Source organism: Bacillus sp. FSL R10-2201 (assembly GCF_038008665.1).
Lineage (GTDB): Bacteria > Bacillota > Bacilli > Bacillales > Bacillaceae_G > Bacillus_A > Bacillus_A mycoides.
This window is the reverse complement of the sequence record NZ_JBBOZP010000001.1, coordinates 5,090,738-5,110,763: the sequence shown is the minus strand read 5'-3', so window position 1 is coordinate 5,110,763 and position 20,026 is coordinate 5,090,738. Positions and strand designations below refer to the sequence as shown.

General features: G+C 37.0%; 9 protein-coding genes. 5 read left to right on the top strand and 4 right to left on the bottom strand.

The window, feature by feature from the left end:
* The first annotated feature begins 90 nt into the window (after positions 1-90).
* Positions 91-963, top strand: coding sequence for an agmatinase (gene speB, locus NSQ69_RS26505; RefSeq protein WP_002016350.1), 873 nt, complete (start codon positions 91-93; stop codon positions 961-963).
* Positions 964-1,403: 440 nt separating this feature from the next.
* Here speB and NSQ69_RS26500 read toward each other — a convergent pair whose 3' ends face one another.
* Complete coding sequence (locus tag NSQ69_RS26500) at positions 1,404-2,441, bottom strand: PTS sugar transporter subunit IIC (RefSeq protein ID WP_002130098.1); 1,038 nt, start codon at positions 2,439-2,441, stop codon at positions 1,404-1,406.
* A gap of 234 nt (positions 2,442-2,675) precedes the next feature.
* On the opposite strand from NSQ69_RS26500, the gene NSQ69_RS26495 reads away from it, so the two are divergent.
* Complete coding sequence (locus NSQ69_RS26495) at positions 2,676-3,038, top strand: YxeA family protein (RefSeq protein WP_002130097.1); 363 nt, start codon at positions 2,676-2,678, stop codon at positions 3,036-3,038.
* Positions 3,039-3,063: 25 nt separating this feature from the next.
* On the opposite strand, the gene NSQ69_RS26490 is transcribed toward NSQ69_RS26495, so the two are convergent.
* Positions 3,064-4,104, bottom strand: coding sequence for a S66 family peptidase (locus tag NSQ69_RS26490; protein WP_078203737.1), 1,041 nt, complete (start codon positions 4,102-4,104; stop codon positions 3,064-3,066).
* Positions 4,105-4,252: 148 nt separating this feature from the next.
* Here NSQ69_RS26490 and NSQ69_RS26485 point away from each other — a divergent pair, with 148 nt between their 5' ends.
* The 3 genes from NSQ69_RS26485 to NSQ69_RS26475 all read left to right on the top strand — a co-directional run bounded on the left by NSQ69_RS26485 (position 4,253) and on the right by NSQ69_RS26475 (position 16,638).
* On the top strand, positions 4,253-4,690 hold the full coding sequence (locus NSQ69_RS26485) for a DUF1934 domain-containing protein (protein WP_002089794.1): 438 nt from the start codon (positions 4,253-4,255) through the stop codon (positions 4,688-4,690).
* Positions 4,690-6,360 carry an arginine--tRNA ligase gene (gene argS, locus NSQ69_RS26480; RefSeq protein WP_002016342.1) on the top strand — a complete coding sequence of 557 codons (1,671 nt, stop codon included), beginning with the start codon at positions 4,690-4,692 and terminating at the stop codon, positions 6,358-6,360. The genes NSQ69_RS26485 and argS overlap by 1 nt, the downstream gene beginning before the upstream one ends.
* A 1,623-nt stretch (positions 6,361-7,983) precedes the next feature.
* Positions 7,984-16,638 carry a Cna B-type domain-containing protein gene (locus NSQ69_RS26475; protein ID WP_341099840.1) on the top strand — a complete coding sequence of 2,885 codons (8,655 nt, stop codon included), beginning with the start codon at positions 7,984-7,986 and terminating at the stop codon, positions 16,636-16,638.
* 523 nt (positions 16,639-17,161) lie between these two features.
* Here NSQ69_RS26475 and NSQ69_RS26470 read toward each other — a convergent pair.
* Together NSQ69_RS26470 and map are read right to left on the bottom strand one after the other, a co-directional pair.
* Complete coding sequence (locus NSQ69_RS26470) at positions 17,162-18,559, bottom strand: M28 family metallopeptidase (protein WP_215599134.1); 1,398 nt, start codon at positions 18,557-18,559, stop codon at positions 17,162-17,164.
* A 527-nt stretch (positions 18,560-19,086) separates the two neighbouring features.
* Complete coding sequence (gene map / locus NSQ69_RS26465) at positions 19,087-19,881, bottom strand: type I methionyl aminopeptidase (RefSeq protein WP_078178200.1); 795 nt, start codon at positions 19,879-19,881, stop codon at positions 19,087-19,089.
* Positions 19,882-20,026 lie beyond the last annotated feature (145 nt).

Genomic DNA, 20,026 nt, shown 5'->3' with positions numbered 1-20,026 from the left:
GTAAATCGAGAAAGAGGAGCAATGCGCTCCAAATTTGAGAAATAGTGAAAGGTTGGGATACCTTAAGTTCCACATAAGGAGGAAAAGAATATGCGTTTTGATGAAGCTTATTCAGGTAAAGTATTTATTAAAAGTCATCCAAGTTTTGAAGAGTCAGAGGCAGTTATTTACGGGATGCCTATGGATTGGACAGTAAGTTTCCGTCCAGGATCTCGCTTTGGCCCTGCACGTATTCGTGAAGTATCAATCGGTCTTGAAGAATATAGTCCGTATTTAGATCGTGAACTAGAAGAGGTAAAATATTTTGATGCGGGTGATATCCCATTACCATTTGGGAATCCACAGCGCAGCATAGACATGATTGAAGAATATGTAACAAAACTATTAGATGCCGGTAAGTTTCCACTAGGTCTCGGCGGAGAGCACTTAGTGTCTTGGCCAATTTTTAAGGCAATGGCAAAAAAATATCCGGATTTAGCAATCATCCATATGGATGCTCATACTGACTTACGTGAGTCATATGAGGGAGAGCCTTTATCCCACTCTACACCAATTCGTAAAGTGTGCGATTTAATTGGTCCGGAAAACGTATATTCTTTCGGTATTCGTTCTGGAATGAAGGAAGAATTCGAATGGGCAAAAGAAGTAGGTATGAACTTATATAAATTTGACGTATTAGAACCGTTAAAGGAAGTATTACCGAAACTTGCAGGACGCCCAGTCTATGTCACAATCGACATCGACGTATTAGACCCAGCTCACGCTCCTGGAACAGGAACATTAGAAGCTGGAGGTATCACATCTAAAGAACTATTAGAGTCCATCGTAGCAATTGCAAATTCAAATATAAAAGTAGTCGGAGCAGACTTAGTAGAAGTAGCTCCAGTCTACGATCATAGTGATCAAACACCAATCGCAGCAAGCAAATTCGTGCGGGAAATGCTGCTCGGTTGGGTTAAATAAAAGCGTAGGCAGCTCGCTCAGAATCGCAGGTCATTGGAACGCTCGACCGAGAAGCGCTTTTGGCTTCGAACGAGAGTGTGAAATGGCCGGAGATTCTAGCTGCTGTAGCTGGATAAAATAAAAGCGCAAGCGGCTCGCTCAGAATGTGAGGGGGATGGAGCTTCAGACGTAGAGGCGTTTTTTGCCTCGAAGGAAGAAGCGAAGCCACCGATCATTCTAGCCGCTGTAGCTGGATAAAGTAAAAGTGAAGCCGACTCAAAAAGTATTTTGAGCCGGCTTCTTTTATTAATAGGTAGGTTATTATTGTCTTATTTAGTAGTTAAGTCGATATCCTTTGTCGAAACGTCGATATATGCGGAGTTGTGTTCAATATAATTTCACTTACCGTCACGCGACATAAAAAAGAGCTATTCTCAAACGATGAGAATAGCTCCCTTTCTTTACGCAACTTTCTCTTCCGAAGTAATTCCGCGAATTTCATCAGCAGAACGGATTGGATATTTGCGGAACACAATAGAACCGACGTATCCAACAATAGTGGTAACGATTCCACATAATACGGCAGCAATCGTTACTTTTATTACATCATTAAATCCGAACAGTACGAGAAGTCCTGGAATTGGTGATGCTGTCCCTGGTGCATTATTAACGAGCTGGAATAGCGACGTAATAATACCGGCAAGCGCACCGCCAACAAAGTTTGTCATATAGATAGGAATTGGATTTGCTGAGACAACATCGGCCTGTGTTAACGGCTCGATTGCCACGGCGATTGTATCTTTCTTTGAACAGATTTTTAGTCGTTTAAAGAAAATGAAGTTCATTGGGGCAGAAGCTGCTACGGCAAGACTACCAATTGCCATTGGTAAACCAGTTAATCCAAGCATTGCAGTTAGTGCCATAGAACTTAATGGAGATGTAGAAATAACTGTTATTAATCCACCAAGCATAATACCCATAATGATAGGACTTTCTGTAGTTGCAACTGAAATCATAGAACCGATTTTACCAAGTGTTGCGTTAACGAGTGGATCCATAAGCATGGCCATTCCGCGTGAAATTGGTGCAGCGATAAATAGGATTGCTAAAAACTCTACACCAGCTGGTAATTTCTTTTCGAGAAACTTCACGACGAAGGCACAAACGTATCCAGCGAAAAATCCTGGTAAAATACCGAATCCGCTAGTAGCGATACCGATTAAAACAGCGTATACGGGTGAGACACCGATTGCTAATGCGACTAAAATTGCCGCTGCGACACCGCTCATGCTACCAGAAGCTACTCCTACTGATTGTAAAAAGTCATTATGAAACATTTCTCCACCAATATAACGGTGAAATGCTTCAATAAGAAAACTTGCGATTGCTGCATTAGCTAAAGCGCCCATTGCTTTCATTCCGTAAGGCGCACGGTAACTGAAAAGTGTAAATAGACAAAGTACAACAAGTAATAGTGCTAAACCTTGCAAGATAGCCATTTGAAAATTGTCTCCTTTGATTTTTGTAATAAAAATTTGTATCATTCAATAATAATATAAAAGTTTGTTAAACGGAAAAATTTTTTATTGGGAAATCGCTGTAAGGTGAAAAACTCTTACAATAATGTAAGGAAAGTGTAAGGCATTTCGATAGAGTATAGTATGCCTTTTTTCGTATAATACAGGTATAGACATACGGCTAGTGAGAAAGCAGTGCAAACAGGAGGCGCATTTATGAAATTGGTAATTAAAGTTTTAGCTGTGTTCGCCATTATTTTAGGTGGAACAGCATATTATTTAAACACGAAAACAGAAGGTGTGCATGCTTTTGTAGACAACTTCTTTTCAAATAAAGAAATACAAGATTATTATGCTGTTATAGATAAAAGTGAGAAAAAAGACGATGAATATTTGTATACATTTAAAGGGTATACAGAAGATGGAAAGCTACAAGTTATTAAAAGAATGGTGAACCGTGAATTGCATACGGGTGCTTTTATAAAAATTTATGCAAAAGGTATGCAGGGAAAAGGATGGGCTGAAATCTCGAAAGAATCAATCCCGCAAAAAGCGTTGCAAAAAATAGAAAAACCATAAAAGGAGCGAATCGTTCGCTCCTTTTTTAGTGCGTTAAAATGGTGATAGCTGAACTTTCTTTATTAGAAATGATTTTTGCCCTTCCGCCAATTGGGAAAGTAAAGATTGGAGTTGTATGTCCGAAACTGGCATTCGCAATAATAGGGATATGAGCAAGTTCAGGCTTTGAAGCAATCATTTCTTGAATGTCCTCTATCATACATTCTGTTCCTTTTTGCATTCTTCCTATAACGATGCCTTTTACGTATTCAAAATCAGTTTGCTGCATAAGAGAATGTAAATATCGATCGAAAGTTTTAAGTGTAGCTTTTCCCGTTAAACTATCTTCTTCAAGAAATAAAACTTTATTTCTTAAGCTTGGCATATATGGTGTACCTTGTAGTAAATTCAAAGTGCTCATATTTCCGCCGATAATATCCCCTGTAGCTTCTCCTTCTTGAATCGAAACATATCCTTCATTTTTAATAAATTCTCGATTTTCTTGATCCATATACCAAGAGTCATCGCTCCAAGTTTCAGCTGGTAGTATTTCAATAGGTTCATGAGAAGTTAAGCACTTTAAAAAGTAATCGGTCGTATAATCGAGCCCTTTCTCCATTCCAAATGAAGAGAAGTGAGGACCTGAATATGTAACTAAGCCTGTTTTAGCATAAATCGCGTTACTTAAAGCGGTAATATCAGAATAACCGCAGAAAATTTTCGGATTTTCTCGAATTAAATCATAATCGAGATGTTTCAATAAACCATTAGAGTTGTATCCGCCAAGTGTCGTCAAAATGGCTTTTACATTAGGATCTCTAAATGCTTCGTGGAGGTCTTGAACTCGTGAAGAAATAGAAGAGGAAGCGAATCGATCTATCTCATCAGCATATTTTGAGAATGTAACTTGAAAGCCTATGTCGGTTAATCTTTTTATAGCAAGGTCTCTGTTTTCATTTGAGACAATACTTAAACTACAAGATGGTGAAATAACCCTTATTTCATCACCTTTTTTTAATTTTGTTAGTAGCACCAAATTCCCCCCTTTAAATGAAAGAATATTTAGATTTAAAAAATATTTTAACATATGAAATAAAGTGAAGGTGAATTATTTTTTGAAAAGGAGTTTTCCTGATTTTTCAGCAGACAGACAGAGTCTTTTTTTGATATGATAGGAAAAGTGATTTATTATAAGTAGTATTTAATATCTATAACATTTGAAGGGTGTGCAAGACGTGAAGAAACAACTTGCAGGCTTGCCGGTACACGTTCATTTCGTAACAGAAATCCGTGAAGGGGCGAGGAAGGAAACCGTTGCTTTTGAAGCAAATGGTCAATACTATGTAAAAGGTCAAGGTACATATATAACATTCCAAGAGCCGAACGAACAAGGCGAAGTGAAAACAATTATTAAAATTCAAGATGAACAAGTTCTCATTATGCGTTCAGGTGCTATTTCTATGCGTCAGACGCATGTGAAAGGTGAATGGACAACTGGTACGTATACGAGTGAACTTGGTACGTTTGCATTGCAAACGAAAACTGATAACGTTCTTTTTAAATGGTCGGATGAAAAGAAAAAAGGACAACTCTTCTTAACGTACGCATTGCTTCTAAGTGAACAAGAAGCTGGCAGATATACAATTACACTTAATTTGAAGGAGGCAAAATAATGAATTCTTTAGAACAAGTAAAAGGATTGATTAAAGAAGAAATTCAAGCTGCTGTATTAAAGGCAGAACTAGCGACAGAAGAACAAATTCCAAACGTTGTATTAGAATCTCCAAAAGATAAAACAAATGGTGACTTCTCTACAAATATGGCAATGCAACTTGCACGCGTTGCGAAAAAAGCACCTCGTATGATTGCAGAAGAATTAGTTGCAAACTTCGATAAAGCAAAAGCTTCTATTGAAAAAATTGAAATCGCTGGTCCTGGTTTCATTAACTTCTACATGGATAATAGCTACTTAACAGACTTAATCCCAACAATCGTTAATGCTGGTGAAGCATACGGTGAAACGAATACTGGTAAAGGTGAAAAAGTACAAATTGAGTTCGTATCTGCGAATCCAACAGGCGATCTTCACTTAGGACATGCACGTGGTGCGGCAGTAGGTGACACTTTATGTAACGTATTAGCAAAAGCAGGATATGATGTATCTCGTGAGTACTACATTAATGATGCTGGTAACCAAATTCATAACTTAGCTCTTTCTGTTGAAGCTCGTTACATGCAAGCTTTAGGTTTAGAGAAAGAAATGCCAGAAGACGGTTACCATGGTGCGGACATCATTGGAATTGGTAAACGCTTAGCTGAAGAGTTTGGCGATCGTTATGCAAAAGCTGATGCAGAAGAAAGTTATGAATTCTATCGTTCATACGGTTTAAAATATGAGTTAGCAAAACTTCAAAAAGATTTAGCAAGCTTCCGTGTTAACTTCGATGTGTGGTTCTCAGAAACATCATTATACAAAAACGGAAAAATTGATCAGGCTCTTGCTGTATTAAAAGAGCGTGACGAAATCTTTGAAGAAGGCGGAGCAACTTGGTTCCGTTCAATGACTTACGGTGACGACAAAAACCGTGTATTAATTAAAAATGACGGTTCTTACACATACTTAACGCCAGATATCGCTTATCACCGTGATAAATTAGAGCGTGGTTTCGATAAGCTAATCAACATTTGGGGTGCTGACCACCACGGTTACATTCCTCGTATGAAAGCTGCTATTCAAGCACTAGGTTACGATAAAGAAACACTTGAAGTAGAAATCATCCAAATGGTACAACTGTACCAAAATGGTGAAAAAATGAAAATGAGTAAGCGTACAGGTAAAGCAGTTACACTTCGTGAGCTTATGGAAGAAGTAGGCGTGGACGCAATGCGATACTTCTTCGCAATGCGTAGCGGTGATTCTCATTTAGACTTCGATATGGACTTAGCTGTATCAAAATCTAATGAAAACCCAGTATACTATGCACAATATGCACATGCTCGTGTATGCAGTATCCTTCGTCAAGGTGAAGAGTTAGGATTAGCTACAGGCGGAGACGTAAATTACAAACTTGTTACTTCTGAGAAAGAAGTAGAGTTACTGAAAAAACTTGGTGAATTCCCAGCTGTAGTTGCGGATGCAGCGCAAAAACGTCTGCCACACCGCATTACAAGCTATGCATTTGAATTAGCTGCAGCATTACACAGCTTCTACAATGCAGAAAAAGTATTAAACCAAGATAACTTAGAATTAAGTAAAGCTCGTTACGAATTAATGAAAGCAGTACGCACGACACTTCAAAATGCATTAGCAATCGTAGGAGTATCTGCACCAGAAAAAATGTAATAAAGAAAAGATGTCTATTTTTGTTTAGAATTGATATACAAGTTGATATATAAACTTCTGATCAGTCTATAGACTGATCAGAAGTCAAAGAAAGAAGAGCACCGAAAAGTCGTGTGGCTTGATAAGGGGAAGTTGAAACAGAAAAAGAGATGGCAAAGCTATCTCTTTTTCTGTGCCAATTTTCTAATCTAAATACATGTGACAAATATATGTTATGGTGATGGAGTGAAAATAGTAAAATACCAATTAACTATTGATTTTTAGGAACGATTCTAGAATAATAGACTGTTGGGGGTAAGATTATCAAAAATCCATATATGTATTATTAGTTGGTGGAATGTTACTAGAAAATGGTGTGATTGTTGTAAAAAACATTGTTACAGCTATGCCAAATACTAAAAGAACAATTCATCTAACCAAGTATTTAAACAATTAGTAATTAATCTTGAAAACTTCCAACTTAGTCAAGAAACTAGGGGTGGTATGTTTAAAATAGTACATATAGTACAATTAAAGGTTTCATGATTTGATCAAAAATAATGAAAGGATATAAATTTCTCGGTTTTGATATTATCATCATATATAAGCTCATTTTAATTCTTCGACATAGCCATGGAACCCATTAGGAAAAGGGTTTTTTCTCGACACTCATTTATATACTCCAAAAATGAAAAGGCTGAATTTCGTATTTCTATACGATTTACATGAAATCAGTTGACAATCATACTCTTTTTTAGTTACCCCCAAATTCGGTCCACTGTATTCAAATTTGGAGAATATGACTATCATCTTGCATAGGCAAACAATACTTCATCCAGAGCGTTTTTAATTATATAATGCTGGCGGTGGAACGCTTCTTGTTCTACTTGTTTCGGTGTGTAGGTCGGCTGTGTAACTAAACACAAAATGTTTTAACATATGGCCAATTTCACCTCAACTCATAATGGCAGAAAATGCATCTTCAATAACATCTTTTAGAATACGAGTATCCTAGCATGTTTCACAGTCGTAACCTTCTTCGGCTGATATGCTAAATTCGATTATAGATTGTACTTCTTGTTATTATTTATGAGGATAAGTAAGGAAGTTGACCAAATGCATATTTACTGTGAAGTAGCTCTTCCATACTTGTCGACAATGAAATTTTTGCATTTATAGAGCAAACGTTTGCGTTGGTATGGAGAAATTTCGGAAACTCTACAGCATAATAAGACAATGACCGTCATGAGTTTTATCGTGAGTGCTTGTTGAGTGGTCTTCTTCTGACTTTGAAGTTGTTTGTTCGTTCATGGGTATTTGTAATTTGAATTCCTTTATCAAAATTTGTCCTGTATCTGTTTTTGTTAAACAGTATATACGATAAATAAAATGTCGGAGAAATTAGATGAATCTATATAAAAGTCAAACTGCAATTTTTTAAGTAGTAGAAGGATTGAAAAAGAGAAAAAGATGATAATAGCTGTCAAACAAGTTTTAGTAAAGTGGCTTAATGACATTGAATAGTAGAATCTTTGTCATAGTATGCTTGTACCAGGATCTATCTATTTTTAATTTTATAGGAGGATAACATAAAATATGTATTTAAAAAGAGTTACTTCGATTTTTTCGATTATAATGATTTTTATGTTTACTATAGGTCAAAGTCTTTTACCTATAGTAGCAAATGCACAAGAGCTAAACACAGCAGGACTTGTGGATAGTTTTCAGATTGGTAAAACAAATCTAAGTACCACAGAAAGGACTAAAGTAACTGTAAACTTCAGTGAAAAAGATGGACTTAGGCTGAAGCCTGGAGACACACTAACATTAACACTGCCTCCAGAGTTAAAAGGATTAAATAGCGAGTTTCTATTAAATGACTATGGTACTTGTAAAGTTACAGCAGGTACTGTGGTATGTACATTTAATGATAAAGTGGATACATATGAAAATATTCAAGGGTATTTAAACTTTTTCGTGGAAGCTACTAATGTAGGAACGGATCAAAAGAAAGAGATTGAAACTAATTTTGGTACAACTGTAGATAAGCAGTCTGTAACAATTACCGGTCCAAGTAGTGGTGGTGGCACAGATCCTGGAAAGCCACCGTTTTTTTATAAAACTGGTGATATGAACTCAGGTAAGGACAATGAAGTACGTTGGTTCTTGAATATAAATTTAAATAAAGAAGAGTTAAGTCGTGATATTGTTGTGACTGATAATTTACAGGAAGGTCAAACACTTAATAAGGATAGTTTCTATATAAGTGTAGATGATTATCTAGGTCGTCGATCTTTAACGCTACAAGAGTTTGAAAAGCAAGGTTACGGAACGATTACCTTTACTGGAGACAGATCATTTAAAGTTATGCTTAATAAGGATAAAGCACGTCTTGCTGCCTTTACGATTGGTTATACATCTACTATAACGGAAGCTGGGAAGAAGCAAGAGTTTTTTAAGAATGATTATACGATTGATTACCAAGTCCTAAACAAAGAACCAGTTACTGAATCGGGTACTCATCCAGTCGAAAATATGACAGCTGGTGGTGGTGCTACTGGTAACAAGGTTCCAAAAGGAAAGCTGAAAATTGTTAAACATATTGAAGGAAATAAAGAAAAAGTAATTCCGAATGTTTCGTTTAAGTTGTATAAAGAGTCTGGTGAACAAGTTGGGGGCGAATATAAAACAAATGAAAAAGGGATAGTTGAAACTCCTCAATTATCACCAGGTAAATATTATGTACAAGAGGTTTCAGCTCCAGACTATATTGATTTCGATCCTCAGAAAAAAGTAGAGTTTGAAATAAAATCAGATGATGAAAATGGAGTCGAACTGGATATTCCAAATAAAGTGAAAACTACATCTGTTTCAGGAACGAAGATGTGGAAAGGCGATAACGAGAAAGATCGTCCAAGTTCAATCAAAGTAGAATTACTACAAAATGAGAAAATAGTAGACACAAAAGAAGTAACAGCGGCAGATGGTTGGAAATACAAATTTGACAACCTAGCAGTCTATGATGCAAATGGAGTGGCGTACAAGTATGAAGTAAAAGAACAACCGATAGATGGATACACAACAGAAGTAAATGGTTATGACATTACAAATACAAAAGTGGTACAAACAACCAAAGTAGAAGGAACGAAAACATGGAAGGACGGAAATGCGGAAAATCGTCCGAATATGATTAAAGTAGACTTACTACAAAATGGCCAAGTAATCGCAACGCAAGAAGTAACAGAAGCAAGCGGTTGGAAGTATGAGTTCAAAGATTTAGCGGCATATGATGCCGAAGGTAAGGCATATAAGTATGAAGTGAAAGAACAAGCAGTAGATGGATATCAAACAGAAGTAAAAGGTTATGACATCACGAATACAAAAGTAGGCAAGACGAAAGTAGAAGGAACGAAAACGTGGAAGGATGATAATGCGAAAGATCGTCCGACGATGATTAAAGTAGACTTACTACAAAATGGCCAAGTAATCGCAACACAAGAAGTAACAGAAGCAACAGGTTGGAAATATGAATTCAAAGATTTAGCGGCATACGATGCCGAAGGTAAGGCATACAAGTATGAAGTGAAAGAACAAGCAGTAGACGGATATCAATACGAAGTAAAAGGTTATGACATTACAAATACAAAAGTAGGTCAAACAAAAGTAGAAGGAACGAAAACGTGGAAGGATAACAATTCACCGGATCGTCCGAAAACAATCAAAGTAGACTTACTACAAAACGATAAAGTAATCGCAACGCAAGAAGTAACAGAAGCAAGCGGTTGGAAGTATGAATTCAAAGATTTAGCGGCATATGATGCCGAAGGAAAAGCGTACAAGTATGAAGTGAAAGAACAAGCAGTAGATGGATATCAATCCGAAGTAAAAGGATATGACATTACGAATACAAAAGATGCAAAAACAACAGTAGCAGGAACGAAAACTTGGAATGACAACAATGCATCAGATCGACCAACAACAATCAAAGTAGACTTATTGCAAAATGGCAATGTAATTCAAACACAAGATGTAACAGAAGCAACCAGTTGGAATTATACATTTGCAGACTTAGCACGATATGATGCAAATGGTGTTCCTTATACGTACACAGTAAAAGAGCATCCAGTAGCGGGATACAAATCGGAAGTAAATGGCTACAACATTACAAACACAAAAGTAGCAAAATTGACAGTAGAAGGAACAAAGACGTGGAAAGACGGAAATGCAATAGACCGTCCGGCAATGATCAAAGTAGACTTACTACAAAACGGTAACGTAATCAAAACACAAGATGTACTAGCAGTAATGGGTTGGAAATATATATTTGCAGATTTAGAAGCATACGATGCGAATGGAGTAGCTTATCAGTATGAAGTGAAAGAACAACCGATTGCGGGATATAAATCTAGCGTAAGCAGTTATGACATCACGAATACAAAAGTAGGCGAAACGAAAGTAGAAGGAACAAAGACTTGGAACGATAACAACGCAACAGATCGTCCGACGATGATTAAAGTAGATTTACTACAAAACGGTAAAGTAGTAGACACAAAAGAAGTAACAGAAGCAACAAATTGGAAGTACACATTTGAAAACCTACAAGCATACGATGCAAACGGAGTAGCTTACGAGTATAAAGTGAAAGAACAAACAGTAGATGGATATAAATCGGAAGTCAAAGGTAATGACATCACAAATACAAAAGTAGGCGAAACGAAAGTAGAAGGAACGAAAACGTGGAAGGATGATAATGCGAAAGATCGTCCGACGATGATTAAAGTAGACTTACTACAAAATGGTAAAGTAGTAGACACAAAAGAAGTAACAGAAGTAACAAATTGGAAGTACACATTTGAAAACCTACAAGCATACGATGCAAACGGAGTAGCTTACGAGTATAAAGTGAAAGAACAAGCAGTAGACGGATATCAATCGGAAGTAAACGGTAATGACATCACGAATACAAAAGTAGGCAAAACAAAAGTAGAAGGAACGAAAACGTGGAAGGATGATAATGCGAAAGATCGTCCGACGATGATTAAAGTAGACTTACTACAAAATGGCCAAGTAATCGCAACGCAAGAAGTAACAGCGGAAAAAGGTTGGAAATATGAATTCAAAGATTTAGCGGCATATGATGCCGAAGGTAAGGCATACAAGTATGAAGTGAAAGAACAAGCAGTAGACGGATATCGAACAGAAGTCAAAGGTTATGACATCACGAATACAAAGGTTGGTCAAACAAAAGTAGAAGGAACGAAGGTATGGAAGGACGGAAACGGTGAAGGGCGTCCAGAAACAATCAAAGTAGACCTACTACAAAATGGCAAGTTAATCGATACAAAAGAAGTGAGCGCAGCAAGCGAATGGAAATATGCGTTTACAGATTTAGCGGCATATGATGCCGAAGGTAAGGCATATAAGTATGAAGTAAAAGAGCAACCAGTAGACGGATATCAATCCGAAGTAAAAGGTTATGACATTACAAATACAAAAGTGGCGCAAACAAAAGTAGAAGGAACGAAAACATGGAAAGACGATAATGCGAAAAATCGTCCGAATATGATTAAAGTAGACTTACTACAAAATGGCCAAGTAATCGCAACGCAAGAAGTAACAGCGGAAAAAGGTTGGAAGTATGAATTCAAAGATTTAGCGGCATACGATGCCGAAGGTAAGGCATATAAGTATGAAGTGAAAGAACAAGCAGTAGACGGATATCAAACAGAAGTAAAAGGTTATGACATCACGAATACTAAAGTTGGTCAAACAAAAGTAGAAGGAACGAAAACGTGGAAAGACGATAATGCGAAAGATCGTCCGACGATGATTAAAGTAGACTTACTACAAAATGGCCAAGTAATCGCAACACAAGAAGTAACAGAAGCAAGCGGTTGGAAGTATGAATTCAAAGATTTAGCGGCATACGATGCCGAAGGCAAGGCATATAAGTATGAAGTAAAAGAACAAGGGATAGATGGATATCAATCCAAAGTAAAAGGTTATGACATTACAAATACAAAAGTAGGTCAAACAAAAGTAGAAGGAACGAAAACATGGAAAGACGATAATGCGAAAGATCGTCCGAATATGATTAAAGTAGACTTACTACAAAATGGCAAGGTAATCGATACAAAAGAAGTAAGCGCAGCAAGCGAATGGAAATATGCGTTTACAGATTTAGCGGCATATGATGCCGAAGGTAAGGCATATAAGTATGAAGTAAAAGAACAAGCAGTAGACGGATATCAAACAGAAGTAAAAGGTTATGACATCACGAATACTAAAGTTGGTCAAACAAAAGTAGAAGGAACGAAAACGTGGAAAGACGATAATGCGAAAGATCGTCCAAATATGATTAAAGTAGACTTACTACAAAATGGCCAAGTAATCGCAACACAAGAAGTAAGCGCAGCAAGCGAATGGAAATATGCGTTTACAGATTTAGCGGCATATGATGCCGAAGGTAAGGCATATAAGTATGAAGTAAAAGAACAAGCAGTAGACGGATATCAATCCGAAGTAAAAGGTTATGACATCACGAATACAAAGGTTGGCAAAACAAAAGTAGAAGGAACGAAAACATGGAAAGACGATAATTCATCAGAACGTCTGACGATGATTAAAGTAGACTTACTACAAAATGGCAAGGTAATCGATACAAAAGAAGTAAGCGCAGCAAGCGAATGGAAATATGCGTTTACAGATTTAGCGGCATATGATGCCGAAGGTAAGGCATATAAGTATGAAGTAAAAGAGCAACCAGTAGACGGATATCAATCCGAAGTAAAAGGTTATGACATTACAAATACAAAAGTGGCGCAAACAAAAGTAGAAGGAACGAAAACATGGAAAGACGATAATGCGAAAAATCGTCCGAATATGATTAAAGTAGACTTACTACAAAATGGCCAAGTAATCGCAACGCAAGAAGTAACAGCGGAAAAAGATTGGAAGTATGAATTCAAAGATTTAGCGGCATACGATGCCGAAGGCAAGGCATATAAGTATGAAGTGAAAGAACAAGCAGTAGACGGATATCAAACAGAAGTACATGGTTATGACATCACGAATACTAAAGTTGGTCAAACAAAAGTAGAAGGAACGAAAACGTGGAAAGACGATAATGCGAAAGATCGTCCAAATATGATTAAAGTAGACTTACTACAAAATGGCCAAGTAATCGCAACACAAGAAGTAACAGAAGCAAGCGGTTGGAAATATGAATTCAAAGATTTAGCGGCATATGATGCCGAAGGTAAGGCATACAAGTATGAAGTGAAAGAACAAGCAGTAGACGGATATCAAACAGAAGTAAAAGGTTATGACATCACGAATACAAAGGTTGGTCAAACAAAAGTAGAAGGAACGAAGGTGTGGAAGGATGGAAACGGTGAAGGGCGTCCAGAAACAATCAAAGTCGACCTACTACAGAATGGCAAGGTAATCGATACAAAAGAAGTAAGCGCAGCAAGCGAATGGAAATATGCGTTTACAGATTTAGCGGCATACGATGCCGAAGGCAAGGCATATAAGTATGAAGTGAAAGAACAAGCAGTAGACGGATATCAAACAGAAGTAAAAGGTTATGACATCACGAATACAAAGGTTGGCAAAACAAAAGTAGAAGGAACGAAAACATGGAAAGACGATAATGCGAAAGATCGTCCGGAAATGATTAAAGTAGACCTACTACAAAATGGTACAGTGATTGCGACGCAAGAAGTAAGTAAAGCAACAGGCTGGAAATACGAATACAAAGATTTAGCGGCATATGATGCCGAAGGTAAGGCATACAAGTATGAAGTGAAAGAACAACCAATCGACGGATACAAATCCGAAGTGAAAGGTTATGACATCACGAATACAAAGATTGGTCAAACAAAAGTAGAAGGAACGAAGGTATGGAAGGACGGAAACGGTGAAGGGCGTCCAGAAACAATCAAAGTCGACCTACTACAAAATGGCAAGGTAATCGATACAAAAGAAGTAAGCGCAGCAAGCGAATGGAAATATGCGTTTACAGATTTAGTGGCATACGATGCCGAAGGTAAGGCATATAAGTATGAAGTAAAAGAACAACCAGTAGACGGATATCAATCCGCAGTCAAAGGATATGACATTACGAATACAAAAGTAAGCAAGACGAAAGTAGAAGGAACGAAAACATGGAAAGACGATAATGCGAAAGATCGTCCAACAATGATTAAAGTAGATTTACTACAAAATGGTAAAGTAGTAGACACAAAAGAAGTAAGCAAAGCAACAAATTGGAAGTACACATTTGAAAACCTACAAGCATACGATGCAAACGGAGTAGCATACAAGTATGAAGTAAAAGAACAAGCAGTAGACGGATATCAAACAGGAGTACATGGTTATGACATCACGAATACTAAAGTTGGTCAAACAAAAGTAGAAGGAACGAAAACGTGGAAAGACGATAATGCGAAAGATCGTCCGACGATGATTAAAGTAGACTTACTACAAAATGGCCAAGTAATCGCAACACAAGAAGTAACAGAAGTGACAGGCTGGAAATATGAATTCAAAGATTTAGCGGCATACGATGCTGAAGGTAAGGCATATAAGTATGAAGTGAAAGAACAAGCAGTAGATGGATATCAATCCGCAGTCAAAGGATATGACATCACAAATACAAAAGTAGGCGAAACGAAAGTAGAAGGAACAAAGACTTGGAACGATAACAACGCAACAGATCGTCCGAAAGCAATTAAAGTAGACTTACTACAAAATGGTAAAGTAGTAAACACAAAAGAAGTAACAGCAGCAACAAATTGGAAGTACACATTTGAAAACCTACAAGCATACGATACAAACGGTGTAGCTTACGAGTATAAAGTGAAAGAACAACCGGTAGACGGATACAAATCTAAGGTAAACGGTAATGACATCACAAATACAAAAGTAGGCCAAACAGAAGTAGAAGGAACGAAGACATGGAAAGACGATAATGCGAAAGATCGTCCTTCAATGATCAAAGTAGACTTACTACAAAATGGCCAAGTAATCGCAACACAAGAAGTGAGCGCAGCAAGCGAATGGAAATATGCGTTTAAAGATTTAGCAGCATATGATGAGAATGGTGTAGCTTACAAGTATGAAGTGAAAGAACAAGCAGTAGACGGATATCAATCAAAAGTCAAAGGTAATGACATCACAAATACAAAAGTAGGCCAAACAAAAGTAGAAGGAACGAAGACATGGAAAGACGATAATGCGAAAGATCGTCCTTCAATGATTAAAGTAGACTTACTACAAAATGGCCAAGTAATCGCAACACAAGAAGTGAGCGCAGCAAGCGAATGGAAATATGTGTTTACAGATTTAGCGGCATATGATGCTGAAGGAAAAGCATATAAGTATGAAGTGAAAGAGCAACCAGTAGATGGATATCAATCCGAAGTCAAAGGATATGACATCACGAATACAAAAGTAAGCCAAACAAAAGTAGAAGGAACAAAAATGTGGAAAGACGATAATGCGAAAGATCGTCCGAAAGCAATTAAAGTAGACTTACTACAAAGCGGTAAAGTGATTGCGACGCAAGAAGTAAGCAAAGCAACAGGCTGGAAATATGAATTTAAAGATTTAGCAGCATATGATGCAGACGGAAAAGCATACAAGTATGAAGTGAAAGAACAAGCAGTAGACGGATATCAAACAGAAGTACATGGTTATGACATCACGAATACAAAGGTTGGTCAAACAAAAGTAGAAGGAACGAAAACGTGGAAAGACGATAATGCGAAAGAACGTCCTTCAATGATTAAAGTAGACTTACTACAAAGTGGCCAAGTAATCGCAACACAAGAAGTGAGTACAGAAAGTGATTGGAAATATGAATTTAAAGATTTAGCAGCATATGATGCTGAAGGTAAGGCGTACAAGTATGAAGTGAAAGAACAACCAGTAGCGGGATACAAATCCGAAGTAAATGGTTATGACATCACGAATACAAAAATCAAGGACGAACCAGGTGTAGATCCAAAAGATCCAAGCACAGATCCAAAAGATCCAAGCACAGATCCAAAAGATCCAAGCACAGATCCAAAAGATCCAAGCACAGATCCAAAAGATCCAAGCACAGATCCAAAAGATCCAAGCACAAATACAGACAAAAATAGCGATTCAAAAGTTCCACCTAATAAAGAAAATGATAAGCCAACATTACTTCCTAACACAGGAGGAACATCAGCAGAAATGATTTCAATTCTTGGAGGTATGGTATTGTTCCTTTTAGGTGGAATTCTATTCGCTCGTCAGCGAATAGAATAATAAAAAAGCTTTAGATTATTGATTACATCGTAATCTGAGTAGCAGATAAATTAAAAAATTACTATTGATATTGCTCCCTTTAGGTAAGTATTCAAAAACACTTCACGATAAAGTGAAGGGAAGAATGCAACCTGAAGGGTTTTTTTTATAGAAAAAAGAGAACAGTTTCAAGTTGGACTCAATCAGCGGCCCAATAATATGGTCAGCTTTCATAGAGATAAGCGGCTCTAAAGCGATAATAAAACTGCAAGAATAATTTTTTCATAATGGAAGAGCCTCTTTATTAGATGTACTCACTATTATTACAATTTTTATTCTACATGGTAGTACCATGTAATGGATATTTTATTATGAGTATATTTCAATTTTTATTATACATGATAAGTTGTGTAATAAATATGTTATTATGCATATATTTGAATTTTTTATTCTATATGGTAATGCCATGTAATAAATATGCCTTTTTACATATTTATTTTTCCTTAATAAAAAGCTACCGATTAATCGGTAGTTTGAAATAGTGTTAAGCGGCTTTTTGTCCTGTTTTCACGGTAGGTTGAAGGCTATTATAGACACCTGTACCAATGACCTCTAATGCCATTTTCATACGTTCTGGTGAAATGTTCTCAAATACGTTATCTTGAGGCGTGTGATATACCTTTTCGATATGATAGATTAATGGATTCCAACTATCGACGCCCATCCAAATAAATAGTGCAGAAGGGATACCCACTTCAGCAAATGGTACGTGATCACTAGAGCCAAATTTTCCTTGAAGAACGAGGTTATTATTTAATTGTTTACCTGCTTGTAAGGCAGCATCTGTTACAAGGTTTGTTGAGCCATCAGGAGTCATTACATATAAATTCTTTGCTTTATCATAATTTGTTGCAACCATGTCTGCGTTAAAGACACCTAAAATTCGATCACGTTCCTTTTGGGACAGACTATTAACATAATAATCAGAGCCAAGTAGGCCAGTTTCCTCAGAACCAAAAGCAATAAAACGAATTTCTTTATCAGTTTCTACATTTTGAAAAGCACGAGCCAGTTCTAATACTAATCCTGTACCAGAAGCATTATCATTTGCCCCAGGTGCTCCAACGACACTATCGTAGTGTGAACTTACAACGACGGCCTTTTCATTACCTGTACTATTTTTTGGTTTCTTTTTAGCGATGACATTTAAGGATGTTAAATTAGATTCATGTCTCGCTTTTAGGGAAAGAATTGTTGTCTCTTTTTTAGCGATTTCTTCTTTAAATGCATTTCCTTGAGCATAAGCAAGACCGAAGACAGGGATAGCCTGTTTTTTAGTTAAGCGAGGATTGAAAGTTTGTCCATAGTTTCCGCGTCCGCCAATTAAGCTGTATAAAAGAACACCTTTTGCCCCTTTACTAACAGCATTTTCAACCTGTTTATTATAATCTGCTACTGTTGCACCTCTTTCGAATAAAACAATTTTTCCGTTTACCTCATTTGGAATATCGTCTAATTTTGTACCACCTTGAACAAAGATAAGTGGAGCTGTAACAGCTTCTGTAGAAATTAGTGCATTTGGAGCAGCACCAGCTTGCCAATTACGCTTTGTCCCTAATGGTGATTCGATAAATCCAACGTATTGATCCGGCACTTGAAAGGGCTGATACTCTACTTCATATCCCATTGATTTAAGCTTCATACCAACATAGCGAGAAGCCCATTCTTCTGATTTTGTACCACCCGGACGGGGACCGATTGTTTCGGATAAGAAACGGATATGCTCGATGGCGCGGTTTGCATCAACTTGTTTTGTAATAGGTGGAGTCTGTGTAATTTCTGACGTGGAATCAGCTTTTGCTTGCCCGATTGGAGCTAAGCTAACGGCGAGTGATACAGCAAGCAAGGAGCTTACTATTTTTTGTTTCAGTAATTTTCTCATTTTTTCCTCTCCCATTCTTCTATTCTCTCTGACTGACAAAAGAAGACGGATAACGACTATATTTTACCTTTATATATTTGAATTTTCAATAAATATATGTTGAGAAATAAAAAACGCTATATGTACATTTGCATATTTTTAGCGGATGTATGTATGCTATCATTTTAAATGAAGGATCGCTTTCTGTTTGGAAGGCTCCTACATTGCATGAATCTAGTGTACCCAAACTTTAGATTATGTAGGGAAAAGAGATCCGTTATAGGATTTCTTTTCTTTTGTTTGAATCATGTGATGATAACTATGTTTCCGCATTTCATAATTATCATCAGTGATATATGTAAGGCATCCATATGAAAATACGAGGCTGTTCAAGAGTTTTCCGTACTTTTGAACAGCCTCACCCCGTTAAAAAGGTGATACTTTGATGTATCACCTTTTTATTTTTATAAGCTTTCTGTTTATGGGGATGTTACATAATCAAAAACAGCCGCTTTAGTAGAAGGAATCTACAAAACGGCTATTTTTGATTATAGTTGAGTTAAAATAATTGGCTCGCCACGAGTGACGACAACTGTATGTTCACATTGTGCAACAAGGCTTTTATCTGGTGTAACGAATGTCCAACCATCATCACCGCGCTCAATGATATGATCAGCTTTCATAGAGATGAATGGTTCTACAGCGATAACAAGGCCGTCTTTTAGAAGCGCATTATCCATTGGATCATAGTAGCTTAAAATGTGGTTTGGAGCTTCGTGTAAGCTAAGACCAATACCGTGACCAGTTAAGTTTTGGATTACATTATATCCATTTTTATGTGCAAAGTTAGAAACAGCACGACCAATTTGATTTTGTTTTGAGCCAGCTTTTACTTTTTTCATTGCTTCCCAAAATGAGTCTACTGCTGCTTGGCAAAGTTTTTCTTTTTCTTCATCGTCGCCAAGAACAAATGAGATACCTGTATCTGCATAATATCCGTCAAGTGCTGCTGATACGTCTACGTTTACTAAATCGCCTTCTTTTAATACGCGATCGCTTGGAATGCCGTGAGCAACTTCTTCGTTTACACTAATGCAAGTTACACCTGGGAATTTATATTCTTTTTCAGGCGCTGAAATAGCACCGTGCTCATCTAATACTTTTTTACCAATTAAATCAAGCTCTTTCGTTGTCATACCTGGCTTCGCTTGTTTTTTCATTTCTTCGCGTGCAAGTGCAACGATGCGGCCGATTTTTCGTAAACCTTCTAAATCTTGTTCATTACGAATAATCATGAAAACCACTGTCCTTCCTCGAATATATGTCTTATCCGATTGTATCATGTTTGTTTTTGTACTGCTACTCGCATGCGGTATGCAAGCTGATTCCTCTCATAAAGAATACATGACAATTGTCATACGGATGTCATGACGCATCATACTGTTTCCTAACTTTTCCAACGCATAAAATATAAATATAAGAAACGGC